Below are 25,258 nucleotides of genomic sequence, written 5' to 3'. Positions count from 1 at the left end.
AGGTCAATTTTAGTAATCAAATCACATGCCACGCTACTGTAGGGCAAACGGAATTGATGAACTCCTTTAAAAAATACAATCTTATTTAAACTAGAAAAATTAACAGTGGGTTCTTTTTCGGCATCAACATGAATATAGGAAGAGAGTATTTGAGATGGTTTCGGCATCGATTGAAGCTGTAATCGTTCAATTTGAAACCACCAATCGTCATCATTCAGAATTTTTAAGCCACGAAGTTTTTCTAGATCATGAGAATAAAATCTATTACCACTCATTTCATATTGAATTTTTTGAGTATCCTCAGCTTGATGAGATACATAATCCAACAATTGAATCAGTTTATTTTTAACAATATTATTTAATTCAAGTTCAGAGTTCATCATTGGTCTTTCTAAATTTTTAACTGACGGGATTATAGCTAAAGACCAGCAAAAGGCTTCATTTTGTGAAAATATATCTTGATTTTGATATAAAAAAGCATTCACTTCTTTCTTTTCAATACCAAGAGTTTTAGCAATTTCTCTAGCAGTAAGTTTGGGCTGTTTAACCAAAATAGCTGTTATTAAATCCTTCATGTGATTCATATTTCCTAATCATTTCAAAAGCTTTTCTCTTTAACTGATTTATACAGAATCAACTCAACCCACACCCAGAGCTTTAAATACCGCATCCACCGGATCTGCATAAAAGCTGGTCTGGAACTTGGTAAACAGTTCTACAGGAATCGTTGGGATATCTGCCGCACTACTCATTGGCAAAGCAACCTTCTTGGCACCCGCATCAAAAGCAACTTGCAGACATTCGGCAATACTTTCCACCGGTGTCACAGAACCACCCAAGCTTATATCACCCAGTACCACCATCTGACTTTGTACCGATCGTCCTAACAGGCCAGAAGCGAAAGCTACTAAACTTGGCAGAGCAAGATGACTGAGTGGTCCGGTGTTCTGTAATTCAACCACATGTAAGTGGAAGTCATGTTCCATCACCTTACTGCCACCCGAGATTCGAGATGCATTGGCCTTGAAGTAGTCAAATGCGACCTTGACCTGCTCCTTGGCACTGCTTGAATTCCATAAGCCTGATGTCGCCAGCTTTCCTGAACCTTTGGTGACTTGAAGTTCTAAGCGGTATAACCCTGGCATGCCTTTATTACTGAGCCCGATGGTATATAAGAAACCTGGCTTGGCTGGACCTTCGGGAATCAGTCCACCTCCACCCTGCTCTTTGACTGAAACAAAGTGCTCTTCAAGCGTGTCATTATCGATGTAGCTGAAATGCACATCATAGAATTCCATGCCACCAATTTTTTTCAGCTGTTCTTTGACCCGACGACGTACCTGCAGGGCATATTCCAGACACTGGCGTACATCTTCTTTATTAAACTGACCGTGTGGGTAGAGCAACTTCATCAATCCGGAAACCGTCTTGCGAACGGCGATCACATCACGTTGATTCAGGTTGTTGCCGAGTTTGAAGTACTTCTCAATGGCATCTGCAAAGCTACGCTTACGCATTTCCCGGAAGAACTCAGCTAGATAATCAACGATCAATCCATAACGGTTGGTGAAGAACTCCGGGCGCATCTTCGGAATTTCCCAGCCGGGGATATAAGCATGAAAACGATCGAAGAATGCCGAATCGATCATGGCTTCAGGGAAAGGTGCCAATAGATGGCTGGTTTTGACCAGGGATTCCACGCTTTGGTTGATATTACCCACAAAAACCATTGAAGCAGAGGCTTCCATCTGTTCGCGGCCACGGGCAAAAGACCCTGAGGCCATGTAATCTTTCATGATCTGTACGCCATCTTTGTCCTTAAAGGAAATACCGGCGACTTCATCAAAGGCTACCACATCCCATAAGCCAACCAGACCAATACGGCGGCTACTCATGTTATAGAATAGGTTGGCGACAGTCGTTTGCCCACCGGAGACTAAAATACTATTCGGTGAACATTCTTTGTAAATATGGCTTTTCCCGGTACCGCGTGGTCCCAGTTCACAAACGTTATAGTTATTTTCAACGAACGGAACCATACGTGCTAATAGCTGCCATTGCACGTCCTCTTTTAGCGAAGCCGGTTCCATGCCGATCGAACGGATTAAACTCTCGCGCCACTGATCAGTGCTTAATGCTGCTCTTCCACTGAAGAGTTCATCCATATTCATATTCGGCATTTGAATCGGCTTGAGTAGGCTCACACCAAATGGAGAATTTGACTGTCCTTCATCAAAATAATAACTGAGTGTTGCAATCACCCAGATACCACCAACGAGTAATTTTTCATACTCTTTGACGATGCCTGCCGAAATCTCAGCATCTTTAATACCTAGATTACTGAAAGAGGCTTCGTATTTGTCCTTACGCTCATTCAGCTTCACGGTAACTCGGTCAATGACCTTATAACTGCCACGTTCACGAACCAGGGATTTTACTTTCTCCGCTTCATCCGGGCGGACATAATTCTCTGCCAGAACGGTCTTTACGTTACGCAGCCCCTGTTCAATGATCTCAGGGTCATCCGAGGCACAGTAAATCCCCAATAGGTACTCGAGCACATAGACAGGGACATTGGCCCCTTCTTTGATCAGTTTAGTCAGATCCTTACGTACCACCCGCCCAGCAAAGTGTTCATTCAGCAGCTGATCCAGTTCTTTATCGTTAGCAGATTCCATGTAGGCTACGCTCTATCGTTAATTCGTTATCAGAAGAAGTCATCGGTAAATGCCAGATCAATGCTGACCTTATAGCGCTGCATTTCGATATTCAGGTCTTTGTCCTTCAGCACCAAGAAGTAATCTTTCTTACGGTCAAAATCAGTGCCAGACAAAGACAGTCTGACCTGTTTTACCCGTTCCGCAATAGAGTCGGTACTGCTATCAAAGGTCAGAGTTTCTTCACTGGAAACTTTGACATCCCCATCATAAATGGCAATCGACAGGGTTACTGGCATGACCAGTTCACTGACAGCTTCAGTTTGCATCAAATCAAACTTCTGGATGTTATTGACCATCTTCAGCGTAGATTTGGTAGAAATGACCTCAACTTTACGCTTGGTTCGCTGTCCAGCCTTTTCACCACGTAGCTGTTTCACTGTCAGTACCGGCACCACAATTTCCTGAGGCATGATGCCGCCATGCACGAAACGTGAACCTCCTACAAAATGGAAACGGTTTGCCCCTTTTGGAATCCAGAAATCAGTCGCAGATAATGTACCTGCCGTAGCTTGGGTTGAACCTTTCCAGGCTTCTTTGCTCACTGGCAAACCATGTCCGATCACATAACGCTTCTTGCTCTTCAATACATTGGCAGGTTTTTCAGTCAAGATAGAACGATCCGCAGATTCCAGTTTACTTTGCTGGAACAAGAACCCATGGTCAGCTGTGATCAACAGGGTAGAAATATTGAAATGCAGTAAGATTTTACGGCTTAGCTCGGTCAGCTCTTCAATGGCATGTTCCACGGCCATAAAAGTTTCTGATTCTGTCGAGACGCTGTCACCGCGTGCATCAATGACGTTATGATAAACATAAATCAGATCATGGTCTTTAAGTGCTTCACGGCCTTCATCACGCGACCAGCCTTTTACCGTTTCAGCGGTCACGGCTAGACCATTATAGGCTGCCAGAATTTTGGATCGTGCTGCAGTTCCTTTGCTGGACTGTCCATCTACTAAAACATCATCCCCTGCACTCTCTTTGTACTCCAAAGTCTGGTGTGGCAGTAATGAGGCCATGCCGAGTGTGGTATAACTTGGCACAACTCCCAGCTGTGAAGACAAAGTCGCTTCTGAATAACGCTTTTCATTGATACGATCACACACCTCTACTGCAGCTTCATAGCGGAAAGCATCACTGATGATCACTACAATACGGCGTTTCGTTGCAGAACCCAGTAGGGGTCTGACATGGGTATCATAGAAGTTCTGCTGATTTGGGATATCTGCTATTTTCCAGACATTCAAGCGTTGTTCAGCTTCAATCCGCTCTCCCCAGTTGCGCGCCAGGTAATCGATAAACCAGTAGGAATAGCAATTTTCGATTTCTTCATCGAGTTTTTTCAGGATATCGACATGAGCTCGTTGTGAGGCTGTACTGTAGTGGCGATAGGTCATATCAAAGCGATACAACTCCTGCTCGTAGGCTTTATACAAGGCTTCACTGGAGTCGAAATAGAACCCGGAATCAAACTGCTGTCGCAGGCTGAACAGGTCAATGGCTGCCTGCAACGCTGTATAGACCGTGCGATATTTACGGCGTGTTGCATCATCCTTATGTTTGGAAGCCCAATAGCCATCCAGACGGGTAGAAATAATCGTTCTGAAATGTTCCAGTTCAGCTTGGGTTGCTGCAGGGATATGACTGGCCAAATCAACAATAATCTTTTGTTCAATCACTTCAAAGGTCATGACATCGAGCAGCTGTTCCAGATCAAAAGCCCCGACCTTCTCCTGGATCCGCAGTGCATTGGCCACGGTCTGGGAGAGTGTATCGAAGGTTGGGTAGTATTTGGAGCTGTCTCTCCAGCGTGACAAAAAGGCTCTAGCCGTCGCACGTGAACTGACAGATGACATCACCAGTTCTTGAGCCCATAGCGGTATATCGCCCAGGCTTTCACAGAAACCTGTGCTCATCAACCGGATAAAGAACGTACCGAGCTTGAATGGTGCTTCCCCATTCAATTCTTCAACCGATGCTGGATAACCAATTTCCGTCTGTAATGCGGTAATTAAAGCTGGCACCAGTTGGAATTTTTCCAGTTCAGCAAAGGATTCCGGATTGACTTCCAGAGCCAGGTTCTGCTGTACCACTTCATCTGCCAGTGCCAGAACGATATGCATGAGTTCGACACTGTCAGCCTTGACCACAGCTGCAATCATAGCCATGTCCAGATCCTGTGCATCTGCATCAGACTGGATATAGCGTTTTAAGGTGCTCAGACGGGCTTTGGCTTTGAGGAATTCTTCACGTTTAGCCAGATGTTCTCTTAAACTTTGTTGCTGTAGCCCAAGCTCATTAAAGATAATCGAGAAACGATCGGCATAGAAACTGCGAGAATATAGCTTAATGTCCAGTAGCCAGTCTTTTTCGGTTTCAGGCTCTGGACTTGGGAAATACAGCAAGTATTTACCCTGCTGATCCTCAAGTTCCAGTTTGAGCTTGATCGCCAAACTCGACTCTTCTGCCATATTTAGAATATGGACATCATTCAGCTTTAGGGCTTTGATTTCTTCAGTAAATGACTGTTCTGCATCGTACCAAAAGACAATCCGATGCTGTTCAGTATAAAAGGCTTGTTCCAGACCTTGTTTTAGTTGATCTAAATTCATGGCTTACTATCACCCACAATGTCTTTAATTTCTTTAACTTGGCCAATCATTTCTTTTAAGTTTTGAATTGAAGACACCCCCTCTTTTTGCTGCTCTACTTTTTGTTTGCTGGGTGGCATATATATGGTTTGCACAGAATCCATAATTAACTTGTCTTGATTAGCAGTCTCTTTTAATTGTTCTGCATAAGAATTAACTGTAAGTGCAACTGCGGACTTAAATGCATACTCTTCCTGAAAGTTACGCTCTTTGGTGTATTGAGAAGTCGTAAAGAAAAACAATCCCAATACAGGCAAGGTTTTTATTGAATTTATTAAAAGCAACTGCCAGCTAATCGATGCAGGATCAACTCCCCAAAATAGATAGACGATCCAAAAAGCGGATACTAGTGCTATAGTAGGAATACTCCATTTCCAAAATTTAATTGAATCTGTTAATTCAGTTTTCCTTTGCTTAAACGTTTCAAACAGAGATGCACCAACTTCTCTACCTATTAGATCATCTAGATATTGATTCCGTTGTTCAAAGTATGCGTGTTTGCTCTCTACAAAGGTAAGCTTAGATTTGAAATCCTGTTTAAGAGTTTCAAAATCATTTTTTTGTTCTAAAATATTTTGCTCTATGTTCTCAAAAGTCGTTTTTAACGTTTGTAATTGTGCACGTGTCTCGATCAACAGTTGATCTGAATCCGCTTTTTTCTCTTCAGATGCCTGTAATAAAGAATTTATTTTTTCAATTAAGACCGCAGCCTGACTCTGCAGATTAGTAATTTCTGATGAGTGATTTCGACTCGCAGTTACTAACGCCTCTATTTCACTTAATTCACTTCTTTTTACGGAAGTAAAAGAATCCAAATCATCTTTGCTAGTTTCTAGTACTTTCAACAAAGTCTCTAATCGTTGTGATGTGGCTTCTAGATGAGTAGAGACTAACTCGATACGTTCTTTATCTTGCTGAACAGAGAGTTCCGAACTTCGAAAATATTTCCGTTTACTTTTCTCCCAAAACCCATTTATTGCCTGGTAATGAATTAAACGATTAAGATGTAAAACCGCAGCAGGGAAATTTCGATTATTAATATTTTGTAAATAACCAGCTAGATCTTGATTTAAATCTGCACCACCATATTCATTTTGAAATTGATAACTATATGGTAAAGCTTTAGCAAATACGGTATCGATCTCTTCTTTAAATTGGTTGAAAACCTTATTAGATGCACTGAGAAATTCTTGTGCTGTATATTCACCAATCTGAACATTGCTTAGGTCTGATATATGAGAATGCTGTTGAGCAAGAATATTTGAAAGCCCGAGCGCATAATAAGCTTCAATATGTATCTTTACCTGATCAATTTGAGCTTTATTCATTCTGTTTTATCACCCGTAATCGCTTTAACTTCAGCTAACAAGTCCCCAAACTTGCCGTAGTTTACTTTCACCCCATCATCGAGATCTAACGTAATACGCTGATCGGCATAGTGACGTAATTTTTCTTCAAAAGTACTCAGTTCAGCCTGTTGCTTATGCAAGTCTTGCAGTTTTTTCTCGATACGTTTGATTTCAGCCGCAGAGTCACTGCTTTCTTTTGTTGTTTCCAGAGAATTAGCATAAGCAGCCATTTTGGAAATCAGCGGCATGACGTATTCGGTACGCATACGCGCCAAAGTGCTTTCGTTATAGCGGTGCAAGTACACCAATGCCTGGAAAGCGCCTTGTTTACCACTGCTGAATAACCAGTAGATCGGGCGCTTTTTATAGGTCTGCATGTGGTCTTTATAAAACTTACTAGCAAGATAACGGCGGATCGTGTCTTCCGCTGTTTCGTTGGCTTTTTTGTCCAAGCTTTCTGCCAACCACTGCATATTGGCATCCAGTGTATCTTTACCCCACACTGCAGTTAAGAACTCTCGAATACGGTGCGTTGCATCGTCTTCAAACCAGTGCATTTCAGTCAATGGAATAATGCCGTCAGCATCGGCTGGGAATTTCAGATAACGGTTGGCATCGAAGTCTTGATTGCCTGCATGGGCATAGATCAAACCTGGTTCATCTAAGCTATAACGTCCCATCATGCAGCCAAGTACATAAGACACTAAACGTTGGCTGTCTTTTTCACGGTCGGCACGGGTTAAAGTGATTTGCTCATCAGGAACATCTGGCGTTAATTCATCCTGTAAACCATAAGCATCAATAAACAGCTTATTGTTTTCTTCTTCTAGACGTTTCATTTCTGCCACAGCGTCAGCATTTTGCTGTTGCCATGTGTTAAACGCTTGTTCTAGGTTTGACTGCTGCGTACGAATGATTGGGTTTTGAGTAAAGTCCCATGAGGTTTCGTATACATTCCAGTCATCTCTTGCAAATTTAATCATCTCCTCTACATTTTCTCTTGCCTGATTTGAGGCTGAGAAAGGAACATAAGGCAATTGAGAGATTACACCTGCTGTTGTATTCATAGTAGGATTTATTATTATTTTCAAAAATTCTAGTACAGGTGAATTCATAAGTCCTATAATTTCAAGGAGTTCATTATTTCTAGCAAATAAACTATCAGCTGCCTGATCAAAAATATAACCATTATCCATATAACGTACACTAAATGTCCCAGAGCCAATCATTGACCAAGATATGCCATTTCTAAAATAATATTGAAGATTTTTTATTGTTCGTGTTGGGCTACCATATAATTTTTTTGCAAGCGCAAACATTTCTTCACCATCATTTTCCCAGTTAACTAAATACTCATTATTTCCATACCATTTTCTAAATTCTCCACCTTTATTATACGGGAACCACTTTTTATTAGAATTTTTCGCATCTTCCCTATTTATAGAACCAAATGCCATTTTTTGATTGCTAACTTCTGCCCATCTTCTAATGAACTTATTATTATCATTTGTTGCCAACCCACGACGTGGTTCTGAAATCTCTCCTAAAAGCTTATTTCCAGAAAATAAATTTCGAGTCTGTATATTTACCCAATAAGCAATAGGACTACCAGGAATTTTCTTAAAATCATCTTGAATCGTAGAGTCAAAACGATTAAGTCCTGATCTTAGTTCTGATTCTTTTTGATCCTGCCCTGTATCTACAAGTCTAAAAAATACTGGCTTAAATCCATTTATATGTTGCCCTTGCATCACAAAAGCTGTTGTTTGTACGACTTCCCCTGATATTTCAGGAAATGCTCGAGCACCTAAATGTGCCATGGTTTGAATTGTACGATCTTGTAATAACTTTTCACGCATCGCTTCATAAGATGACAAGAACATCCAGCTTTGCATGGTTACCATACTGTTAAAACCACTTTCTTTACACCATCCAAAACCACGTTCAATAAACATGGCAAATAGATCTGACTTGCTGTCAGGGAATTTCTTCTTGGCAAAATCTTTTAAGGCTGTATTCATGCCTTTGCCACCCATATACGGCGGATTCGCAATCACAGCATCATATTGCTTTGCTAATAAATTCGCTTGCTGCACTAAAGGTAATAACTCCTGTGCTGACTGCTGTGCAAAAATATCCCCTGACGCTAATGCTATATTGAGCTTTGTTTCTAAATCAGGCAGCTTTTTAGCGAATACTTCAGGCACCTGAATCAAAGACCCAAAAGTTGAAGCATGTTCAAATAATTCTAGCAATTCTTTTAAATCCGCCTGCGCAATACCAGTGTTTGCCAAATCCTGACTCAATGCGTCTAAACGTTCAGGTTGGCTGTCTTGCAACGCAATAATATTCAGCTTCGGTGGATTGCTAAATAAACGGCGGTCATCCTCACGCGCTTTCATCAGCAGTGCAAAACTGGCCAACTGTGCCGCACGGGTATCAATATCAATGCCGTACAGGTTGTTTTCCAGAATCAAACGTGGAATATCACGGCTGCGGTAACCACGTTCTAAATAAATGGCTTTCAGGCAATCATAGGCTTCCACCAGAATATGCCCCGAACCACAGGCCGGATCTAGCACCGTAATGCTTTCAGGGTTTAAAGTATCGCCATCTTCACTAATACGAACATCAATCAGCTGTTTCAGCTGTGCATTGACCTCATCCGTTTGTTCAGCGGGTTGAATATAATATTCCCAATTATTGGCCAGCGTACTGTCAGGCTGTGCCATCATCCATAAACGGCCAACACTGTTCTGTACCAGATATTTTACAATCCAGTTCGGGGTGAATAACTGTGTCGCGGCAGGAATGTCCTCACTCTTGACGACTTTACCAATCACCTGGTCTTTCTTTTCAGAAATATAGAACTGATACAGCCAGCCAATAATCTGTACATCCGACCAGTCTTCTTCTGGAATGCTGCTGACCAGATCACGGATCAAGGAATCGGTTTTGGTGAGGTTATCCGGTAACAGCAACTCAGATTCATCAGAAACCTGTTCAAACAATAATGGCATGACCTGATTCAATGCATGACACTGAGCCAGTAACAGCTCTCGGTACAGCTCTTCGTCTTTATTGCCATCCAGCTTGAGTTCAGCCACACGGCTAGCATCTAAACCCGGTAAGTCAATATCCAGACACTCTTCCAGAATCTGCGGCAAGCCTGCACTGCCATCGGCACTGCTCAGTACACGACGACCATGATCCAGCAAGCCTTTGCATTCCATGTAGCGAATCGCACAAAGACGGTTAAACCAGCTATAAGCGATATAATCGATGGTCTGCTCAAAACTGCTGGTTTGAATGCGCTTGATCAGCTTTTCACGCGGTTTCATTACTGACAGGGGAAAAACCTGATCGCCAATCAGCAACAAGTCGCCTTTCTGCTCTGTTGGTAAAGTGCGGTCTGCGGTGATGCCGTATTTGGCCGACTGCTTGCGCATGGCTGCGATAAAATCATTGCGTGCTTGCGGTGCGTATTTTTTAATATTACTGGTATTCATCTTTAAACCTTTAATTAATGACTGATGCCAATATCCCTAACCCGAGTTAGCGGATACGCACACGCTTTTTATCACTCACGATTTTTTTCAGTTCAGCTTTGAGTGCGTCTACAAACTGATCCACTGACTCTTCTGTTTCCAGATAGACACTGCTGGAGCTTTTGCTGTAAATGCTAGCAACATCAACTTCGACTACCGGTTTCGGTGGCACTACGGCTGTCACAGGCTGTACCGGACTCGCAGCAGGTGTTGATGTAACTGGGCTGGAGGTGGTTGCAGTGTTGGTTACACTCTCGGCTTTGCTCTGAGCCAGTTGTGCCGCTTTGGCCTGACGCTGGATTTCCGCCTGAACTTCGCTCTCCAGCTCATATAAGGCTTCATCAAAACGCTCCACGGCGGTTTGGGTTTGCAGCATATAGATGGTGGACAGGCTAGTTTCCACTTCAATATCCGTTTTCAGCAGTTGTAGTGGGCGTAATAGCTTGTTACTCAGCTCAGCGGTAGCGATGCCACTGTTTTTAATCTCGGCTTCTAACTGTTTGATCTTGTCATCAATTTGCTCTACCGCATGGCTACGCTTCTCACTCAACAGTCGCTCATTGACGCTTTCAACTGTGCGAACTAAATCAGCGATTTTATTTAACAGGCCGTAGGGCGATTCAAGGGTTGAAATATGATGTAATTCGGAGAGGGCTTTTTTAGCGAGCTCATCACTGCCCAGCGCCTGTTTGTTTTTCTCAAAATGACGTAAGGCCTGTTGCAGTTGTTGCCAGCTTGGCATCTGATTACTAAAGAATTCATGAATGTCACGATAATCTTCTTCCAGATCCAAATAGTCGTCCTTGTGATCAACCACGGCCTTAAAGAAATCGAAGCTGTCGCTATTCGCCAGCAGACGTTCCAAAGTCAGAATCAACTTTTCAATCACTTTCTTGCCTGGGAACTGTCCGACATCTGTTTTGCTTTTGTACGACTTAAAGTTGGCTAACCAGTTTTTAAAATGTTGGGTATAGAATTCAAATAGCTCTTTCTCTGTCGCTGGTCCCATAGCCGAGAATAGATCTTGGGTCAGTTGGCGTGCCTGTTTCAACACCTGATCATCAGTCTGGCGCTTTTTAATGATCGACACATCGCGTCGACGGCGGCTGTTTTGTAAAGGCTCAAAGGCATCTTTTAACTGCAAGCTGCCACCATTTAACTGCAGTGAAATCCGCCCCATTGCCGCCAGCTGACCTACCAGCAATAAAATCTCGGCATCTGGCCAGCCATAAGGGCGTTTAGCAAAACGATCCACCACATCCGATACCAGAATACGTTCTGTACCTGTTGCCCGCAGCGAGATGTACTGTTCCACTTCTTGTAGGGCTTTCGGATTCGTTTGACCACCATCCAGAGACAATCCGAGCTGCGCCATATCATCGACAGTCAAGACGGCGTTCAGTTCACGCCAGGCATCCTGCTGATAGACTTGCAAATAGCTCAGTTTGGTATAGGTATTTTCAAGCAGATAACGACACGCCTCATCCAGCTTGGTGGAAGGGCTAGAAGATGAAAGTTGTAGATGTTGACCCAAGGCATAACTTTCCGCATCTAGCAGCATTTCTTCAACCCGGGCACGCAGGCGTTTTTTACGCTCCTGATTCTCACGGCCACGGTCTGCCAGGATACGGCTGATATCCGATTGGGTGCCATCATCATTTAAGCGGATGAATTTATTGGTTTTCAGCCAGGTGCGCAGTTCATTAAAGAACTGTTTATCGTCTGCCAGTTTAAACAGCACTTGTCCTTCGTCCTGAGTACTTTTACCAATACAGTAAGCTTCAGTGTAGAGGTTGTATTCCGTATCAAGCGGAGAAATAATTTCAACTTTCAAATCGCTCTCATACTTCCCATCCAGGCTATGGCTATCTAGGAAACGACCAATCTGATAGTCCATCTTGTTGGCTTGATGGCGGTATTTGTTCTGATCGCGCAGTAAATCTTTAAAGATCAGATTGGCTAACTCTTTATTTTCTTCTGAAGCAGCCAGATCAGTGGCTTTAATTTTGCGGGTGATATCGCGCTCTTCATTGGTGAGGAACAGGAACTCATCACCATTGCGGGTAATCAGGCTCTCTTTTTCCAGACGCAGCAGGCTTTCTTCAATACGCTTGCGTAATGCCAGCTTGTCTTCGTCAATTTTCTCAATCGACAAAGTCACCAGGTTATCCAAGGTCCCTTTGATGATATCGACATAGCGGATCATAAACAGCGTGCGCAGCATCTGTACGTCAAAACTATCTAGGGTTTGATTCTGCCCTGCCTGGTCGATGGTGCGCTTCACTGCAGTATCCAGAAATCCTTCCACTGAGGTATAGAAGCGGTGGAAAGGAACCAGTGCACCGACTTCATCTGTAGCAATCGCATTCGCGGCCATCTGGAACGCATCCAGCATGGACCGTTCACCATAGGCCAAGTGTGCACCGGTCGCACCGACTTTACGGATTTCTTCAAATACTTTTTGCACCAACTGGAAATGGTACGGCGCAAAAGGATAGTTATGGATAAAGCTGTCTGGACCCTCATAGTTGTTGAGTGTTGGGCCTGAACGGTCAAAGGTAATCTGGTTTTTTAAAATATCGCCCTTTTGCTCAAACACCGATCTGAGCAATGCTTCTGCTTCCGGGGTTTTACGTAATAAACGTTTCTGGATGACTTCATCGGTATTGGAACTGGACAGTGATAAACGGGTTTTAAAACGCCCAGCAATCTTGGAGAAATCATTGGCTTTGGAAGAAGACATCTCACCTAGAACCGCGTCGATGTCCGCCTGTGAGGTGACGACAATCCAAGCACGGCCTTTACAGATCGTACCAAGGTTTTCAGTAATGGTCTGTAAAGTCAGCATCAAGCGGGTATCGCTGCCAATAAACTGCCCCACTTCATCCACCAGGAACAATATCCGTTGCTGTGGTCCTTTGCTATCTAAGTATTCTTTCACCCACTGACAGAAGTTTTCGACCGAAACACTAAAGGTCTGCTCAGAATCCTCAAACCATTTATGCGCAGCTTCAGCAGATAAGTTGAGGGCTTGGGAAATCGCGGTTTCGACATCATCCTGATAGAACTGATAGCCGTCACGCTCCTCTAGCCAGGACATACCGCTGGATTCCTCAAACGCCTGTTTAAAGCGTTCGTAGACACCTTTCTGGCTCAGGTGACGTTCCATATGGGCAATATGTGGATGGTCAGCACTAAAACCCTGATACTCGTTAAACACGCGTAAAAACACATTCAGGATCGGATTGCCATCATCATTGGAGCTGGCTTTACTGTCGATGTTAAACAGGATGACATCGGCATGATGGCTGACGGCCTTGCCAATATCCGCACGGATAAACGCATCACGAATTTTGCTTTCATCAAAGAATTCTGCAGCACTGCGTTCGTTACCTTGCGCATCGCGTGCCACTTTATTGGCCAGAATATACGACAAGGTTTTCAGGAAATGTGATTTACCTGAACCAAAGAAGCCTGAAATCCATACGCCGACACGGTTAGCAATCGAAGGATCGCTCAGGTCTGTGCCATAAGACTGGAAAAAGTCCCGAAAATGCTTTTCCAGTTCATTGGTGACCACATACTCATCGAGTTCCTGATAAACCGTGGTATTGTCATTCTGGTCTGCTTTTACGACCCCGTTAATTGCACGATCTAATGGCTTGTAAAAAAGCTCTTTAATATTCATCTCAATCAATTCCCCCGAATTCTTATTTCTATTTGCCGTGTTAAGGCACTAATCTGAATGCTCTGTAGTAATTGTTGCTTGGAATTTTTCCAAATAAACTCATGGCTTGACCATCGTAATAACCTGGGTAAAACAGCACGACCGGCTTATGCCCCAGTAACGAATGTAAACTGTTCAATAAGTGATGGGCACGTAACAGTGGCCAAACCGAACCTACCCCAGTCATCAACACAATATCTTGCGCATTGGTGGCATATTTACTCACCAGATAGGGCGCGAACTTATCCATATGCAGTGGGCCTTTCAGCGCTTTGAGCAGCGCCTCATCGCCTTTGTCTTTTTGCATTTGAATGGCTTTATCGATGAAGTTACGCTCAGCCAGATAATCCACCACGGCTTGCAGCAGGTTGATATTCACCACCTTCAGCTGACTGTGTTTTTTCTCCAGCATCCCGTCTAGAAAATGCAGATATTCGCGCACTTTCAACTCATCTTCAGGTGCATAATCAAAAATCCAGAAGCCAATTTCATTGCCCAGTCCTTGCCCGGTGAGAAACTCGGTGGAAAGAATTCGCTCTGGAATCTGGTTCAGACGCTCATGTATTTTTTGACTCATTGCTGCCCCTCTACAACTACCGCGTCCATAGCGACACTTCCATAGATCTTTTAATGCGTTGTTTATAATGTTCTTCCAACAGGCTACGCAGCTCTGCTCTGACGATCACACGCTGCAACTCCAGCTTACGGGTATTTTTTAAGTAACCGGCTTCTGCCAGGATGCGAAACACCACCTGCCCCATTTTTTTCTTGCTGGACTCTTTCCAATCACAGATATCAAGATCGCGTTGTGAACGCTCATCCAGAAAGTCTGACCAAATATAGCTATCCAAGTATTGAGCCTGGGAGATATAGGCCTCTCTCATCACCGTTTCCATAAACTCAAGCAGCAACAGGTTGCGTTCCAGTGCCCCACAAAAAGCCACCTGAGTCGCCAGCTCATCATCCCCATCCCGCAAAGCTTTCCAGAAATCAGGCTCTAAGCGCTCCAGACGCTTACGAATAGCGGTGGCATTGCGTTGAGCTGAAGCAGGCGTTCTTTTTTGCAGAATATTGTCAATCTGAATTGCCTGATGCCATTGTTCTGGAGTCGCTTCTCGTAATAACAGATCCGCGATCAGCCGGCTTTCACGCACCATCAGGGAACCGCCAATCAGGTCACTGTCATAATAAAATTGTTCTAACATAGCCAATCTCCTATGAAGCTTGATCAAACAGGTAAGACGACAGCTTTTCGATATCTGAACCTTGTAACACTAAGGTATATTTCAAGGCATCTTCCGCCTCAGCCAGCGTGATCGCGGCCTGATATCGCTGCAAGGTATAGTGAGCCAGGGCTTTTTTCACCGGAATCTGTAATCTGCCATCAGGCATGCAGAAGTCTTTTTCGACCAGCGCTTTTTGAGCTTCATTCAATTTTGGATTAGGGATCAGCGTCAGTACAATTTCTTCATGCCATTGCTGATCCTGAGCAGGGTCTACTGACTCAATCGCCACCACAACAGGTGTGCGAGCAATTCTGGAGAGTAAAAAGTCCTTAAACTGCTTGCTCTGATGGCAATAGGCACGGACATGCCAGCGAAAACCGGTATACACCAGGGTATGTGGGGAAATCATGCGTTCATGCCACTGCGGATTCTGCATGGAGGCATAAATCATTTTTAAAGTACTTTGGTTCCGGCAGGCACGCAAAACTTCCCGAATCACTTCAGGACATACACTGCGATCAGGTAATTGAACTGCTGCAAGATTCGGTTCTGGCATCGCAATCAGGGCATGCGATTCACTAACCAAACCTGACAACATATTGAGATATTCATTGATATGCGCTGTAGTCAGTACAGGCTGGAAGCTGGCTTTAGGCACATAACCCTTGACTGAGGGGTCATGAATCAAGGCATGGGGGTTATACAGCGTATTGTAACGCTTGATATCCGCAGAAGCCTGCTGTCGACTGAGCCCAAACCAGCTCATCAAACGATTGGTGACCAAACGACCTTCCCAGTATGCAAGCAGCTCGATCGCTCGCATTCGTAGCAGGACTTCATGCTTATGTGTCGTCATATACCAATCAGTCAATAAATAGCAGTTTTAAGATTACCCTACAGCAAATATACAGTAAAGATTTTTGACGGTATTTTAAGGTAGTATTGCAATCACCAGATAAAAAATATACGGATGTCTCTATGGGGACAACCGACTAGCGAGGTAGATGAGGATCTGAGATTCTCTGAATTTACCTCTATTAACTGAAATACACAGCGAACTGGTTTTGCAAATGGGGGAAATATGGACTTTAGATTTCGCAAGAGCATTAAAATCTTACCGGGTTTAAAAATTAATCTGACGCATAAGGGCATCAGCAGTGCGAGCATTGGCAAACCCGGTGCTTCTTTAAATATTGGTAAAAAAGCACCCGAACCAGCGTGGGCATTCCCGGAACAGGACTTTCTTATTCCAAGCATCATCCCCATACAAACAGGCCGAATACCCCACAGAATACCTCTCAGCAACCATCTCCATTGAATAACCCAGGTATGCAGACATCCAGATCAACTGTCTGGCTCTGGATCGCGTTTGGGGTGTTGTGTTTTATTGTTGGAGCAATCGTTTTTTAGAGGCTTTACAATGATGTTTGATTTTTATCATGGAATCATTTGAAATGTCAGCAGTAGGCCTGAAGAAACACTAAAATTGATGCTGAGTACGATATTGGTCAGGTGTTCAACTTACTTCTAATCTTTGAATATTAAGTTTAATCATTTTTCCAGTGAGCTTAAAGTTACCTTCTTTCCATTCTGCGATCACTGCTTGATTCATAGCATCTGAACTCACAGTGGTCCAATCGATCGTATAACCTTACTTAAATAGTATCTGGCCTAGCATGAAACATTGTGAGCGACCATTACCTTCTCTAAATGGATGAATATAATTTAAAACAACAAAAAATCTGGCTAAAAAACTACAAACCAAATCTATATTTTCTTTATTATTAATCAAATGGTTAAAATTATTATTGAGGCATGAAAACAGCAGATCTGTTAAAGGAGCTATGCTATTGTAATGGAGAAAGATACATTCACCTTTATAGGTATTCACGCGTCTTAATTGGCCAGCCCATGGGTAGACATCCATAAATAATTGATGATGTATATTTTGTAGGTGCTGTAAATCAAAATTGCCTAGAAAAACAGAGATATTTTCCTGTAATCTTGTATTTTGTAAGGCACTTAGCGCTTTCTCTGCCTCATTCAGGTCTTTGGTATTAGAAATACCAAGATTGTTGATCAAAACACCATTTTTATCACAGAATGGATCATCATAAAAATCTTCTTCCGTCAGATAATAATGTAGTGCATCATCAAAAAACATTTTTATCTTACACGGTACATTTCAACGAGTGTATTTCTGGCTTGTTCAAATGTCTTAGAACCCTTCACATAGTCATTAATTGCTTGTAAGCCTTTATTATCTACAACCAAATTATCTACGGCAAATGAAGCTTTTACGATTTTAAAGGCTTCAGTACGGCTATTTCTCATACCAATAACTTTTTTCATAAAATTCTCGCTTCAAATGGATCATGCAGACTCTAAGGATATAATATTTTCATTGAGAAAAAAGAAGTTCCTATGAAGTTTTCACAATTATCTTAATAATTCGCCTTGAATAGGCTTTGTTGCACAAACCTATCTGTAAAGGCTTTTTCAGCGATATAATTTTCAAATGAAGAAGCCTACACACAAAATCTACCGCACAACCAATTGGCCCGCATATAACCGAGCACTCATTAGTCGCGGAAATATTGCCATTTGGTTTGATCCTGCTACGCAATGGTATGCTCTATCAAAAGGCAAACAAGGGCGAAATCAAATCTACTCCGACGCAACCATCCAATGCTGCTTAATGATTAAATCTTTATTTCGTCTGTCTTTACTTATTGCCACTGGCTTTGTGCAAAGTCTAATTAAACTTTGCGGATTAAATTGGATAGTACCAGATTACACCACGCTTTGTAGAAGACAAAAGCATATTGATATTGCAATTAGTTACCAAAAAAGTAGCGATGGGCTGCATCTACTCATGGACTCTACAGGGATGAAGTTTCTAGGTGAGGGCGAATGGAAACGCAAGAAACATGGGCCTGAATATCGTCGCCAATGGCGTAAACTACATATTGGTATAGATGCTAAAACCCTACAAATACGCGCTATTCAGCTCACAACCAATAATGTCAGTGATTCACAGGTGCTTGGTGATTTACTTAATCAGATTCCACAAGATGAGCAGATTGACTCTGTTTATACCGATAGAGCTTATGACAACAAGCAATGCCGTCAGGTCATTGCAGATCGGCAAGCGCATGCGGTAATTCTACCTAGAAAAAATGCGAAACCATGGAAAGATACAAAGAGTAGCTCGCTAGAGCGAAATGAATTACTTCGAACAGTTACACGTTTAGGCAGGACACTATGGAAAAAATGGTCAGGCTATCATCGGCAAAGTTTGGTTGAAACTAAGATGCACTGCATTAAATTATTAGGAGATAAACTCAGTGCAAGGAGTTTTGATAGCCAAGTGAATGAGATTCATGCACGTGTAGCAGTCCTCAACAGATTTACGGAATTAGGTCGACCACTTACGCAAGTTACGCCTTAAATTTGGCTCAATTTAGAGCGGTTACATCCAAAATAAATCAATAACTTAACTTAATTCGCTGCATTCTTGTTGCACTATTTTTTAAAATTGCATTAGTGTTGCTTTTGGTATTTTTAAACTACATTCAAATTTATTTTAAATCCACTTTAATTGGCAATTCCCAACGGTGTCTATTAAACATCACTGTTCCATCATTGTTGATTGGTAATTGATTGCCGTTATAGTCAAAGACCTTTAAGACTTTACCGCCATTGTTTACCTCAGCAAGCAAATTGCAAGTATGCTCAAGCTTTCCAGCTTCTGTAACCATAATCATTAGCTGCATGATAAACCTCGAGAGAATATGAAATGAGAAAAACTTTGCTCAAAATGTGCAATTATCCAGTTAATTGAGCAAATAATTGCACATTATTAAAGGCCTTATTCAAGAGCCTTTTCAAAGTTAAAGCTTCCGTCTGCATTCTGAAGTGGAGTTTCTTCTAAATAAATTGACTGAAGGCCATTTGCTAGCCCCTCAATTTCTCCTTCAGCTAATCCATAAAGGACTTTAATATAAGTTTTTGACTGTGCAGAATCTGGAGAAATTACGGGTTGCCGTTGTTTTTTACTTCCCTTTTTTGCGCCTACTACTGCATTCATAAGAAATCTCACGCAATAAAAAAGGCGCTAGAAAGCGCCTTTTTAATAATTTGAATTTACATCTGATCTTCTGGATATTGACCAGCACTCACAATAAATCCACCAATCTCACGTTGCTCATATAAAATCGGCACAGGATTACCTTGAGCAACCGTTGTTACGGCTCCGCCAAAGCCTTTATTCGCTCTGTTTCCATCTTGGTTTTGATCTTGAGTGGTTTCGATTTTAGGCATTAACATCATGGCAACTCCCCCGAGCATCATCCCAATACCAGAGCCAATCAGAGCAGCTCCTAGTGGGGCTCCACCGCCCAATGTACCTACCGTCGTAACTGAAGCGCCAATCTCCTTATCAAGAACGTCCAGCACCCATTTGCGGAATTGCTTCCCTACAGCAGTACGAGCAAACATTGCTATTAGGTGGCAACCACGTAGTGAGAAAATCCGCATACCCAAATTGGGTAGCCGAGGATTATCAATAATTTGTGTCATATTTTCCGTAAATTCATCAGAATTACGATTAAAAATTTTACTGACCGCGTTCTCTTGTTTATATCCTAATGCTTGTGCCAATTCACCTGAAGAAAGCCAAATCTGGCCATCTTGCCGTGGCACGGGATTGAATTTCACTTCATTAAAACTTAATGCTAAACTAGACATATCAATATCCTTTCCTATGGTTGTTGATAAAAGCCCCTTGCCGTCAGAAAGTTGGGGGCTTTTCTTTTTCATGGCTTTTAGCCTTGATGAAGTCATCTTATTTAATATCTTTTATTGTCTCAATTCTTTTTGTTGTGCTATCACAAAAAATAGTAATTATCTTTTATTGTGCTACAATATTCTAAAATTTAACTTGTGGTGCAGCAATGGAAGTAAAGAATAATGTTGCCTATTTGCGTGAAAAAGCAGGATTAACGGTTTATGAACTATCAAAGCGATGTGGTTTTGTTAGTGGCAGCAGAGTTTTATCAAACTATGTGACACGAGCTGAGCAAGGACATTCTGTCAAGGTTGATACAGCCTTATTTATATATAAAGAACTCAAAAAAGCTGGTGTATGCGAGAAGTTTGAAGATGTATTTTGGCTTTCTGATGAAATAACAGAGAAAACTACAGAACATCCAAACCCGAAATAAATTGCCAATATTATCAAATATGGTAATATTAACTCTCATTGAGTAGAACATGATATGTATACAATTGAATATTACAGCGAAGACGTTCAGGATGAGATTCTTACATTACCTGATGGTCTTTTGGCTCGATATTTTAACTTAACTGACCGTATGGTGATTTACGGCGCAAACTTAGGAGAACCTCACACATTACCAATGAGTAAAGGACTATTTGAGTTGCGCTTAAAATCTCAAGAAGGTATTGCTCGTGTTATGTATTGCACACTAGTCGGTAAACGCATTGTAATGCTCCATAGTTTTGTTAAGAAAACCCAAAAAACACCTAAGCAAGATCTAAACCTAGCACTTGACCGCATGAAAGAGGTGAAAAATGCGAACACATGAAGAAATGAAAGCACTTGCATTATCTCGTTCAGCAGTGCGTACCGAATACGAACGAATTGAACGTGAAGAAATGCCCCTGCTCGATATGGTACTTACTGCACGTCGAGATGCAGGTCTATCCCAAGCGCAAATCGCGGAACGCATGGGAACAAGTGTACCTGCCGTTTCACGGCTAGAAAAAGCATTGATCACAGGCAAACCATCACCATCTATTGCCACATTGCAAAAATATGCTGCGGCAATTGGTAAACATGTTGAAGTGCGTTTTGTCTAAATAAAAAAGCACCCTAGGGTGCTTTTTACCAATTCACTAATCAATCAACTTTACACATTTAGCAACAACATCCTGTGCGTATAGACCCTTATCTTTGAAATTACTGTTATACGCACGATCAATATCTCTTAAGCCTTCTTCAATTTCTGCTTTTGATGCATTTTTGTCTGCTAGTATTTCATTCCTTAAGCTTTCCTTGGAAACCCCTTTAAGCCTTGCATCCATTCATTATAAGAGACTATCCTTTACACACTCATTGCGCTCTTTTAAAGATAATTTATTTGGAGTGCAGTATGCTTCCCAAATTATTGCAAATGTCTCTGGTTCAACACCTTCTGAATCCTCCATTAAGACTCCACCATCAATAGAGACATATCTCTTAAAACCAACATAACCACCGTAGCTATTCTTAGAATTTACCTCTCCGCAATATCCTTTTATATTTTGGAATTGGGCGAATCAGGATCTTTTAAGGTGCTTAAGATAGCTTCTTTTGACTCTTTTTCCACCTTTGAGCAACCATTAATCCCTACCAAACCAAGAACCAAGAACCAAGAACCAAGAACCAAGAACCAAGAACCAAGCTTAAAAAATAATCTTTTTCATATAATATCAACACCTTAAAATTAGCTAATAATCCAAATAAAAATTATTAAAGCTATAAATAAAATAATCCCACAAATAATCCATTCAGCGTTAGGGTAACCCCATACATTATCTGGATTATTAAAATCGGGTTCTCTTCTACGTGTTGTTTTCTTAGTATGACTAGAGAACTTGGAATAAGATAAACCAGTACCCGGTAAACCTACTGTTGTTCGAGTTCCCTTCTTACTAACATTTACTCGTGCCCCTTTTCCACCAACAGAAATACTTTAGACTCCTTTTTTACTTATATTTACCCGGACTCCCGGAGCAATTTTTATACTTTTTCTAAAATTTAATCCCATATCGTCACCTATCTAGAGCAGATCTTTTTAGAAGCACTGATGGAACCATCATTACAAACAAACTTACTACCATCGCAATGACTTACCCCACCTTTCTTACCAGAGCAAGGTTGTCTGCCTCTACCTGCTTCCGCAACATTTAATGAGCTTAGAACTAATAAAAGACTTAAAATGACTTGTTTCATGGTTTTTTACCGTTTGTTATAAAGTGAATAAACTTTAACAAATTGGTTAATAAATGTCACATATGAAGATATTAGATACATTTAATAAACCAAGCTTGTTTATAAAATTTAATCACAGCCTCAAAATCTCTCAAAAGTACTTCTTCTGAATATTGATGCGGAGAAGGCTTCAGTAGTGCTGGCATATAGTGGTTTTTATAGACTTCTGGATATGACTTACACAATATCTCACGCTTCTCATCATTTGGTACATCATGATTATTTAATGCATCTAGCATCTTGTCTATTTCATGTTTTGAAGTTAGATAGTCCTCTTCAACTGAAGGAGGAAGTGGTTTAATTTCAACTTTTTTAGTGCAGCTAATTAAAACTACTAAAAAAATAGAGCATCCCAATGTATAAAAGTTTTGCTAACATATTTTTAAATCTTATAATTAATTGTTTCTATTATATATTTCTTAAACTTTGAAATCTTTATTTTTTAGATATTAAAAAGCCACTCGATTGAGTGGCTTCACCACATTAAGCATTTAACAGCTTTTCAGCACCAGCGGTTAATTTTAGTAAATACCTCTATGGTTATTTTTTAGGATTGTTAGTTTTTTTATGTGACTCATCTAGAAAGAGATTATCAATTGTAAAAAATACAATCATTAAAGATGTCTCTTTCTACCGGCAATTCATAGTGCTCACAGTATGCAGAGACGGTAGAAATATCCAAAGATAGCAAAATACCTTGCTCATATCGGGCCACCAACTCGCTGTTCGCCGTTCACCATATACTTACAGGTAGAAAGCATCGGGCGAAGCACTTCTTCCCATGCAACCCATTTACAGTCGGCCCATTCATCAATAATTAAGAAAAATAAACCAGATCCACGAAGGTCATCATAGTTATCTAGACCAACAACACGGATAATATGACCACTTCTTAATGTAATTGAACATTCAATTTCATTAGGCTTACCAGCTCGCCAAGATGCTGGAATAGCTTGTTTTAGTCGCTTCCAGAAAACCCGTTTTGCTTGCTTAAAGGTAGGCGCTGCATACCAGATTTCATCCTCTACCGAAACATTCCATTTAGCCGCTAGTCTTGCGGCTCTTCGCATTTCCGCTTTGGCCAAGAATGTTTTACCGAAACGTCGGCCACAAACAGCATCACGAAATCGGGCTTCTTTTTGCCAGCCCCACAAATAAATATTGGCTTGCTTAGGCGTTAATTGAACTGAACCTTCTGGAGGATTAAAGAATTGGCTCATTTGGTATCTCCTCATCAGGATTCAGCACAAGCTTGTAATCCTCTTCAGGTGGACGATACTCAGGTGGATTTACCTCACGTTGTAACTTCTGAAGTTCAAGTTTTTTAATCTCAAGTTCTACTTCAGCTTTAGTTTGGTTCGCTTCAGAATTACCACCTTTATTATTTTGTTCCCCCTTCTTCTCATAAAACCCTTTCATGATCTTTTGTATTTGGTCCACGATCTTAATTGTCATGGTCACATTGTTTTTTTAGTCCAAAGCAAATCAATTAAAATCTTCAACTGAACAATGTCATTTGCTCCACTGATTTTATTTAGTGGCTGACTCAAATACTCTTCCCGTGTATTTTCGAAAATTTCTTTGAGTTCCTTACTTAAGTCTCTCCCAGCAAACTTTGTAGGGTCATATGACTCTACCTGCTGTCTCGAAACATCAATGTCAAATTCCTCCTTGACGAGACTTACTGTTTCTTGAGGGGTGTTAAACACAGCAAACGATTGTACAATAAAGAGTTTCTGCTTTTTTTAATGTCGCCATTTCTCTCTATCCGTCAAGGTACGTCAAGGAAACATGGCAAAAAAAATGAGCCAAAAGGCTCAGGTAATTACACAGTTTCCACAGCATTTAGAAATATCTAAATCAGAAACAAACGGCGGGTTTTTAGCGACTTCAACAAGCCGCTTAACACTGTCATTAGCTCCCCAGCGCTTAACAACACCGATGAACTCTTCCACATCGTGGCCAGCTAAATAGTGCTTTGGTAAGCCAGTATGATCGCTGTAAATAATCTCACCGTCCGAATCTCGCTCTACACCAATGTGATAGAGCTCATGTTCAATCAAAGCACAAAACTCGTTATCGTTTGCCTTTTCACAAAAGCTTGCATCGATAGTGATTAAGTAAATTGGAACAAAACCGAACCAATCACGCATTTGCTGCTCTTGACGGGCTTTCTTCCAGCCGCCTTGTTGAAACATAACCTTTTCACATTGGCCGAGCACCATGCGCTTAGCTCTCGTATAAGCAGTAGAAGCCCATGCAAAAGCCAAAAACCCCTCATTGTCATGAAGCATCTCAGCGATATGGTCATGATCTGGATTATGTAAAGGTCCACCAAGTGTAAGAAAATTAGCAACTACCCAGTTTTTTAAATCAGACGCAGGTACTATGCGAATCGCTTCCTCTTCATCTGCTTGGTCAATAAAATCAGTTGGAGGAAATGGTCTGATCTGATCCATTAAATATTTGCCTCTTTAAATTTTTTAACCACTCACTAGCGTATTCAGTCCGTAACTGCAAAGGTCCAGACTCATCAATGCGGCATCTTGAAGCTGTCTCTATGCGAACTACGGTGTAGCCCATCTCTTCAGCCACATCGTAACGATCAAGACTACAAGCTTTATTTTTAAGTTTGCCCTTACGACCGCCAGACCATGGACCACCCACAATTTCAACTAGTATTCGATACTCAATTAAATGAAAGTCAAACCGCCAGTGCTTAGTAGACTTAAACTGAAATTTCTTTTCATATTTAATTTCCAGATTATCTAAAGTTTCAGTAAATTCTTCTTCTGCCTTTAGATATTTTTGTGTAGGCTTTGGCAGTGGCCAGCTTTTAGTTTTAGGTTCTTTTTTCCGAGTAAGCCAAAAGTATTCTGTAGAATCCATTATTCTTACCCATAAAAAAACCGCCCTTAGGCGGTGGCTAAACTCACAGGCAATATAGTATTACTTCTTAAAAGTTGACTTATAGAGCTTT

The 25,258-nt window shown here is 41.5% G+C and carries 21 protein-coding genes and 6 pseudogenes; 5 read left to right on the top strand and 22 right to left on the bottom strand.

Annotation, left to right across the window (positions count from 1 at the left end):
• The 9 genes and pseudogenes from HMPREF0013_RS23225 to HMPREF0013_RS23185 all read right to left on the bottom strand — a co-directional run.
• Positions 1-575 (bottom strand): annotated as a pseudogene (locus tag HMPREF0013_RS23225) (DNA helicase); the annotation flags it as partial.
• A gap of 63 nt (positions 576-638) precedes the next feature.
• The gene (brxL, locus tag HMPREF0013_RS23220) at positions 639-2,678 is read right to left on the bottom strand and encodes a protease Lon-related BREX system protein BrxL (RefSeq protein WP_000443160.1); all 2,040 of its coding nucleotides are present in this window, start codon (positions 2,676-2,678) and stop codon (positions 639-641) included.
• A 29-nt stretch (positions 2,679-2,707) separates the two neighbouring features.
• Positions 2,708-5,332 carry a BREX-1 system phosphatase PglZ type A gene (gene pglZ / locus HMPREF0013_RS23215; protein ID WP_001047021.1) on the bottom strand — a complete coding sequence of 875 codons (2,625 nt, stop codon included), beginning with the start codon at positions 5,330-5,332 and terminating at the stop codon, positions 2,708-2,710.
• The gene (locus HMPREF0013_RS23210) at positions 5,329-6,699 is read right to left on the bottom strand and encodes a hypothetical protein (protein ID WP_001030448.1); all 1,371 of its coding nucleotides are present in this window, start codon (positions 6,697-6,699) and stop codon (positions 5,329-5,331) included. The genes pglZ and HMPREF0013_RS23210 overlap by 4 nt, the downstream gene beginning before the upstream one ends.
• On the bottom strand, positions 6,696-10,229 hold the full coding sequence (pglX, locus tag HMPREF0013_RS23205) for a BREX-1 system adenine-specific DNA-methyltransferase PglX (RefSeq protein WP_001098044.1): 3,534 nt from the start codon (positions 10,227-10,229) through the stop codon (positions 6,696-6,698). Before pglX ends, HMPREF0013_RS23210 begins: the two co-directional genes overlap by 4 nt.
• Positions 10,230-10,275: 46 nt before the next feature.
• Entirely contained in the window at positions 10,276-13,956 is a 3,681-nt protein-coding gene (brxC, locus tag HMPREF0013_RS23200; protein WP_002120185.1) for a BREX system P-loop protein BrxC, read from the bottom strand.
• A 40-nt stretch (positions 13,957-13,996) separates the two neighbouring features.
• On the bottom strand, positions 13,997-14,572 hold the full coding sequence (locus HMPREF0013_RS23195) for a DUF1788 domain-containing protein (protein ID WP_000078544.1): 576 nt from the start codon (positions 14,570-14,572) through the stop codon (positions 13,997-13,999).
• A 16-nt stretch (positions 14,573-14,588) separates the two neighbouring features.
• On the bottom strand, positions 14,589-15,200 hold the full coding sequence (locus HMPREF0013_RS23190) for a DUF1819 family protein (protein ID WP_000893011.1): 612 nt from the start codon (positions 15,198-15,200) through the stop codon (positions 14,589-14,591).
• A 10-nt stretch (positions 15,201-15,210) separates the two neighbouring features.
• Positions 15,211-16,077 (bottom strand): WYL domain-containing protein, encoded by an 867-nt coding sequence (locus HMPREF0013_RS23185; protein WP_025464207.1) that lies wholly within the window; start codon positions 16,075-16,077, stop codon positions 15,211-15,213.
• Positions 16,078-16,302: 225 nt separating this feature from the next.
• On the opposite strand from HMPREF0013_RS23185, the pseudogene HMPREF0013_RS23180 reads away from it, so the two are divergent.
• Positions 16,303-16,631 (top strand): annotated as a pseudogene (locus HMPREF0013_RS23180) (DUF4236 domain-containing protein).
• 241 nt (positions 16,632-16,872) lie between these two features.
• Here HMPREF0013_RS23180 and HMPREF0013_RS0105825 read toward each other — a convergent pair.
• Positions 16,873-17,385, bottom strand: a complete 513-nt coding sequence (locus HMPREF0013_RS0105825) for a Fic/DOC family protein (protein ID WP_000464612.1) — start codon at positions 17,383-17,385, stop codon at positions 16,873-16,875.
• 2 nt (positions 17,386-17,387) lie between these two features.
• A complete protein-coding gene (locus HMPREF0013_RS23175; protein ID WP_000755724.1) occupies positions 17,388-17,573 on the bottom strand; it encodes a hypothetical protein in 186 nt (61 codons plus the stop codon).
• A 166-nt stretch (positions 17,574-17,739) separates the two neighbouring features.
• On the opposite strand from HMPREF0013_RS23175, the gene HMPREF0013_RS23170 reads away from it, so the two are divergent.
• Positions 17,740-18,672, top strand: a complete 933-nt coding sequence (locus HMPREF0013_RS23170; protein ID WP_000743263.1) for an IS5 family transposase — start codon at positions 17,740-17,742, stop codon at positions 18,670-18,672.
• A gap of 130 nt (positions 18,673-18,802) precedes the next feature.
• Here the strand turns inward: HMPREF0013_RS23170 and HMPREF0013_RS23165 are convergent, their stop codons facing one another.
• The 3 genes and pseudogenes from HMPREF0013_RS23165 to HMPREF0013_RS23155 form a co-directional block, all read right to left on the bottom strand.
• Positions 18,803-19,000 carry a hypothetical protein gene (locus HMPREF0013_RS23165; RefSeq protein ID WP_025464206.1) on the bottom strand — a complete coding sequence of 66 codons (198 nt, stop codon included), beginning with the start codon at positions 18,998-19,000 and terminating at the stop codon, positions 18,803-18,805.
• Positions 19,001-19,107: 107 nt separating this feature from the next.
• A pseudogene (locus HMPREF0013_RS23160) lies at positions 19,108-19,311 on the bottom strand (hypothetical protein); the annotation flags it as partial.
• A 56-nt stretch (positions 19,312-19,367) separates the two neighbouring features.
• Complete coding sequence (locus tag HMPREF0013_RS23155) at positions 19,368-19,970, bottom strand: BRO family protein (RefSeq protein WP_000096286.1); 603 nt, start codon at positions 19,968-19,970, stop codon at positions 19,368-19,370.
• 206 nt (positions 19,971-20,176) lie between these two features.
• On the opposite strand from HMPREF0013_RS23155, the gene HMPREF0013_RS23150 reads away from it, so the two are divergent.
• The 3 genes from HMPREF0013_RS23150 to HMPREF0013_RS23140 are packed head-to-tail and all read left to right on the top strand — an operon-like array spanning position 20,177 to position 21,104.
• Entirely contained in the window at positions 20,177-20,446 is a 270-nt protein-coding gene (locus HMPREF0013_RS23150; protein WP_000453245.1) for a transcriptional regulator, read from the top strand.
• A 54-nt stretch (positions 20,447-20,500) separates the two neighbouring features.
• Positions 20,501-20,830, top strand: coding sequence for a type II toxin-antitoxin system RelE/ParE family toxin (locus tag HMPREF0013_RS23145; RefSeq protein WP_000288004.1), 330 nt, complete (start codon positions 20,501-20,503; stop codon positions 20,828-20,830).
• A complete protein-coding gene (locus tag HMPREF0013_RS23140) occupies positions 20,817-21,104 on the top strand; it encodes a helix-turn-helix domain-containing protein (RefSeq protein WP_001258993.1) in 288 nt (95 codons plus the stop codon). The genes HMPREF0013_RS23145 and HMPREF0013_RS23140 overlap by 14 nt, the downstream gene beginning before the upstream one ends.
• Before the next feature lie 36 nt (positions 21,105-21,140).
• On the opposite strand, the gene HMPREF0013_RS23135 is transcribed toward HMPREF0013_RS23140, so the two are convergent.
• The 8 genes and pseudogenes from HMPREF0013_RS23135 to HMPREF0013_RS23105 all read right to left on the bottom strand — a co-directional run bounded on the left by HMPREF0013_RS23135 (position 21,141) and on the right by HMPREF0013_RS23105 (position 25,167).
• A complete protein-coding gene (locus tag HMPREF0013_RS23135; protein ID WP_000340067.1) occupies positions 21,141-21,329 on the bottom strand; it encodes a hypothetical protein in 189 nt (62 codons plus the stop codon).
• 401 nt (positions 21,330-21,730) lie between these two features.
• Positions 21,731-22,054, bottom strand: a pseudogene (locus HMPREF0013_RS24845) (DUF4236 domain-containing protein).
• A gap of 8 nt (positions 22,055-22,062) precedes the next feature.
• Positions 22,063-22,239 carry a hypothetical protein gene (locus tag HMPREF0013_RS24835; protein WP_002120129.1) on the bottom strand — a complete coding sequence of 59 codons (177 nt, stop codon included), beginning with the start codon at positions 22,237-22,239 and terminating at the stop codon, positions 22,063-22,065.
• A 71-nt stretch (positions 22,240-22,310) separates the two neighbouring features.
• Complete coding sequence (locus HMPREF0013_RS25495; RefSeq protein ID WP_000882919.1) at positions 22,311-22,517, bottom strand: hypothetical protein; 207 nt, start codon at positions 22,515-22,517, stop codon at positions 22,311-22,313.
• 465 nt (positions 22,518-22,982) lie between these two features.
• Positions 22,983-23,498 (bottom strand): annotated as a pseudogene (locus HMPREF0013_RS23125) (terminase); the annotation flags it as partial.
• Positions 23,482-24,005 (bottom strand): annotated as a pseudogene (locus HMPREF0013_RS24825) (DUF2280 domain-containing protein). The pseudogenes HMPREF0013_RS24825 and HMPREF0013_RS23125, both read right to left, overlap by 17 nt.
• A gap of 90 nt (positions 24,006-24,095) precedes the next feature.
• On the bottom strand, positions 24,096-24,737 hold the full coding sequence (locus tag HMPREF0013_RS23110; RefSeq protein ID WP_000372120.1) for a putative metallopeptidase: 642 nt from the start codon (positions 24,735-24,737) through the stop codon (positions 24,096-24,098).
• Positions 24,706-25,167 carry a hypothetical protein gene (locus tag HMPREF0013_RS23105; protein WP_000378528.1) on the bottom strand — a complete coding sequence of 154 codons (462 nt, stop codon included), beginning with the start codon at positions 25,165-25,167 and terminating at the stop codon, positions 24,706-24,708. Before HMPREF0013_RS23105 ends, HMPREF0013_RS23110 begins: the two co-directional genes overlap by 32 nt.
• Between the last annotated feature and the right edge of the window lie 91 nt (positions 25,168-25,258).

The sequence above is a fragment of the Acinetobacter sp. SH024 genome, from assembly GCF_000163635.1.
GTDB classification, from domain to species: domain Bacteria; phylum Pseudomonadota; class Gammaproteobacteria; order Pseudomonadales; family Moraxellaceae; genus Acinetobacter; species Acinetobacter pittii.
The sequence above is the reverse complement of the archived record's forward strand: the minus strand, read 5'-3'. Positions and strand labels throughout refer to the sequence as shown.

Excerpts from the sequence above, each read along its gene's own strand:
- HMPREF0013_RS23135 (WP_000340067.1), bottom strand. The coding sequence starts at position 21,329 with ATGGATGCAAGGCTTAAAGGGGTTTCCAAGGAAAGCTTAAGGAATGAA.
- brxC (WP_002120185.1), bottom strand. The coding sequence starts at position 13,956 with ATGAATATTAAAGAGCTTTTTTACAAGCCATTAGATCGTGCAATTAAC.
- HMPREF0013_RS23175 (WP_000755724.1), bottom strand. The coding sequence starts at position 17,573 with ATGAAAAAAGTTATTGGTATGAGAAATAGCCGTACTGAAGCCTTTAAA.
- HMPREF0013_RS23195 (WP_000078544.1), bottom strand. The coding sequence starts at position 14,572 with ATGAGTCAAAAAATACATGAGCGTCTGAACCAGATTCCAGAGCGAATT.
- HMPREF0013_RS23185 (WP_025464207.1), bottom strand. The coding sequence starts at position 16,077 with ATGACGACACATAAGCATGAAGTCCTGCTACGAATGCGAGCGATCGAG.
- HMPREF0013_RS23190 (WP_000893011.1), bottom strand. The coding sequence starts at position 15,200 with ATGTTAGAACAATTTTATTATGACAGTGACCTGATTGGCGGTTCCCTG.
- HMPREF0013_RS23140 (WP_001258993.1), top strand. The coding sequence starts at position 20,817 with ATGCGAACACATGAAGAAATGAAAGCACTTGCATTATCTCGTTCAGCA.
- HMPREF0013_RS23150 (WP_000453245.1), top strand. The coding sequence starts at position 20,177 with ATGGAAGTAAAGAATAATGTTGCCTATTTGCGTGAAAAAGCAGGATTA.
- brxL (WP_000443160.1), bottom strand. The coding sequence starts at position 2,678 with ATGGAATCTGCTAACGATAAAGAACTGGATCAGCTGCTGAATGAACAC.
- HMPREF0013_RS23170 (WP_000743263.1), top strand. The coding sequence starts at position 17,740 with ATGAAGAAGCCTACACACAAAATCTACCGCACAACCAATTGGCCCGCA.
- HMPREF0013_RS23110 (WP_000372120.1), bottom strand. The coding sequence starts at position 24,737 with ATGGATCAGATCAGACCATTTCCTCCAACTGATTTTATTGACCAAGCA.
- HMPREF0013_RS23105 (WP_000378528.1), bottom strand. The coding sequence starts at position 25,167 with ATGGATTCTACAGAATACTTTTGGCTTACTCGGAAAAAAGAACCTAAA.
- HMPREF0013_RS24835 (WP_002120129.1), bottom strand. The coding sequence starts at position 22,239 with ATGAAACAAGTCATTTTAAGTCTTTTATTAGTTCTAAGCTCATTAAAT.
- HMPREF0013_RS25495 (WP_000882919.1), bottom strand. The coding sequence starts at position 22,517 with ATGCTAGATGCATTAAATAATCATGATGTACCAAATGATGAGAAGCGT.
- pglZ (WP_001047021.1), bottom strand. The coding sequence starts at position 5,332 with ATGAATTTAGATCAACTAAAACAAGGTCTGGAACAAGCCTTTTATACT.
- pglX (WP_001098044.1), bottom strand. The coding sequence starts at position 10,229 with ATGAATACCAGTAATATTAAAAAATACGCACCGCAAGCACGCAATGAT.
- HMPREF0013_RS23155 (WP_000096286.1), bottom strand. The coding sequence starts at position 19,970 with ATGTCTAGTTTAGCATTAAGTTTTAATGAAGTGAAATTCAATCCCGTG.
- HMPREF0013_RS0105825 (WP_000464612.1), bottom strand. The coding sequence starts at position 17,385 with ATGTTTTTTGATGATGCACTACATTATTATCTGACGGAAGAAGATTTT.
- HMPREF0013_RS23145 (WP_000288004.1), top strand. The coding sequence starts at position 20,501 with ATGTATACAATTGAATATTACAGCGAAGACGTTCAGGATGAGATTCTT.
- HMPREF0013_RS23210 (WP_001030448.1), bottom strand. The coding sequence starts at position 6,699 with ATGAATAAAGCTCAAATTGATCAGGTAAAGATACATATTGAAGCTTAT.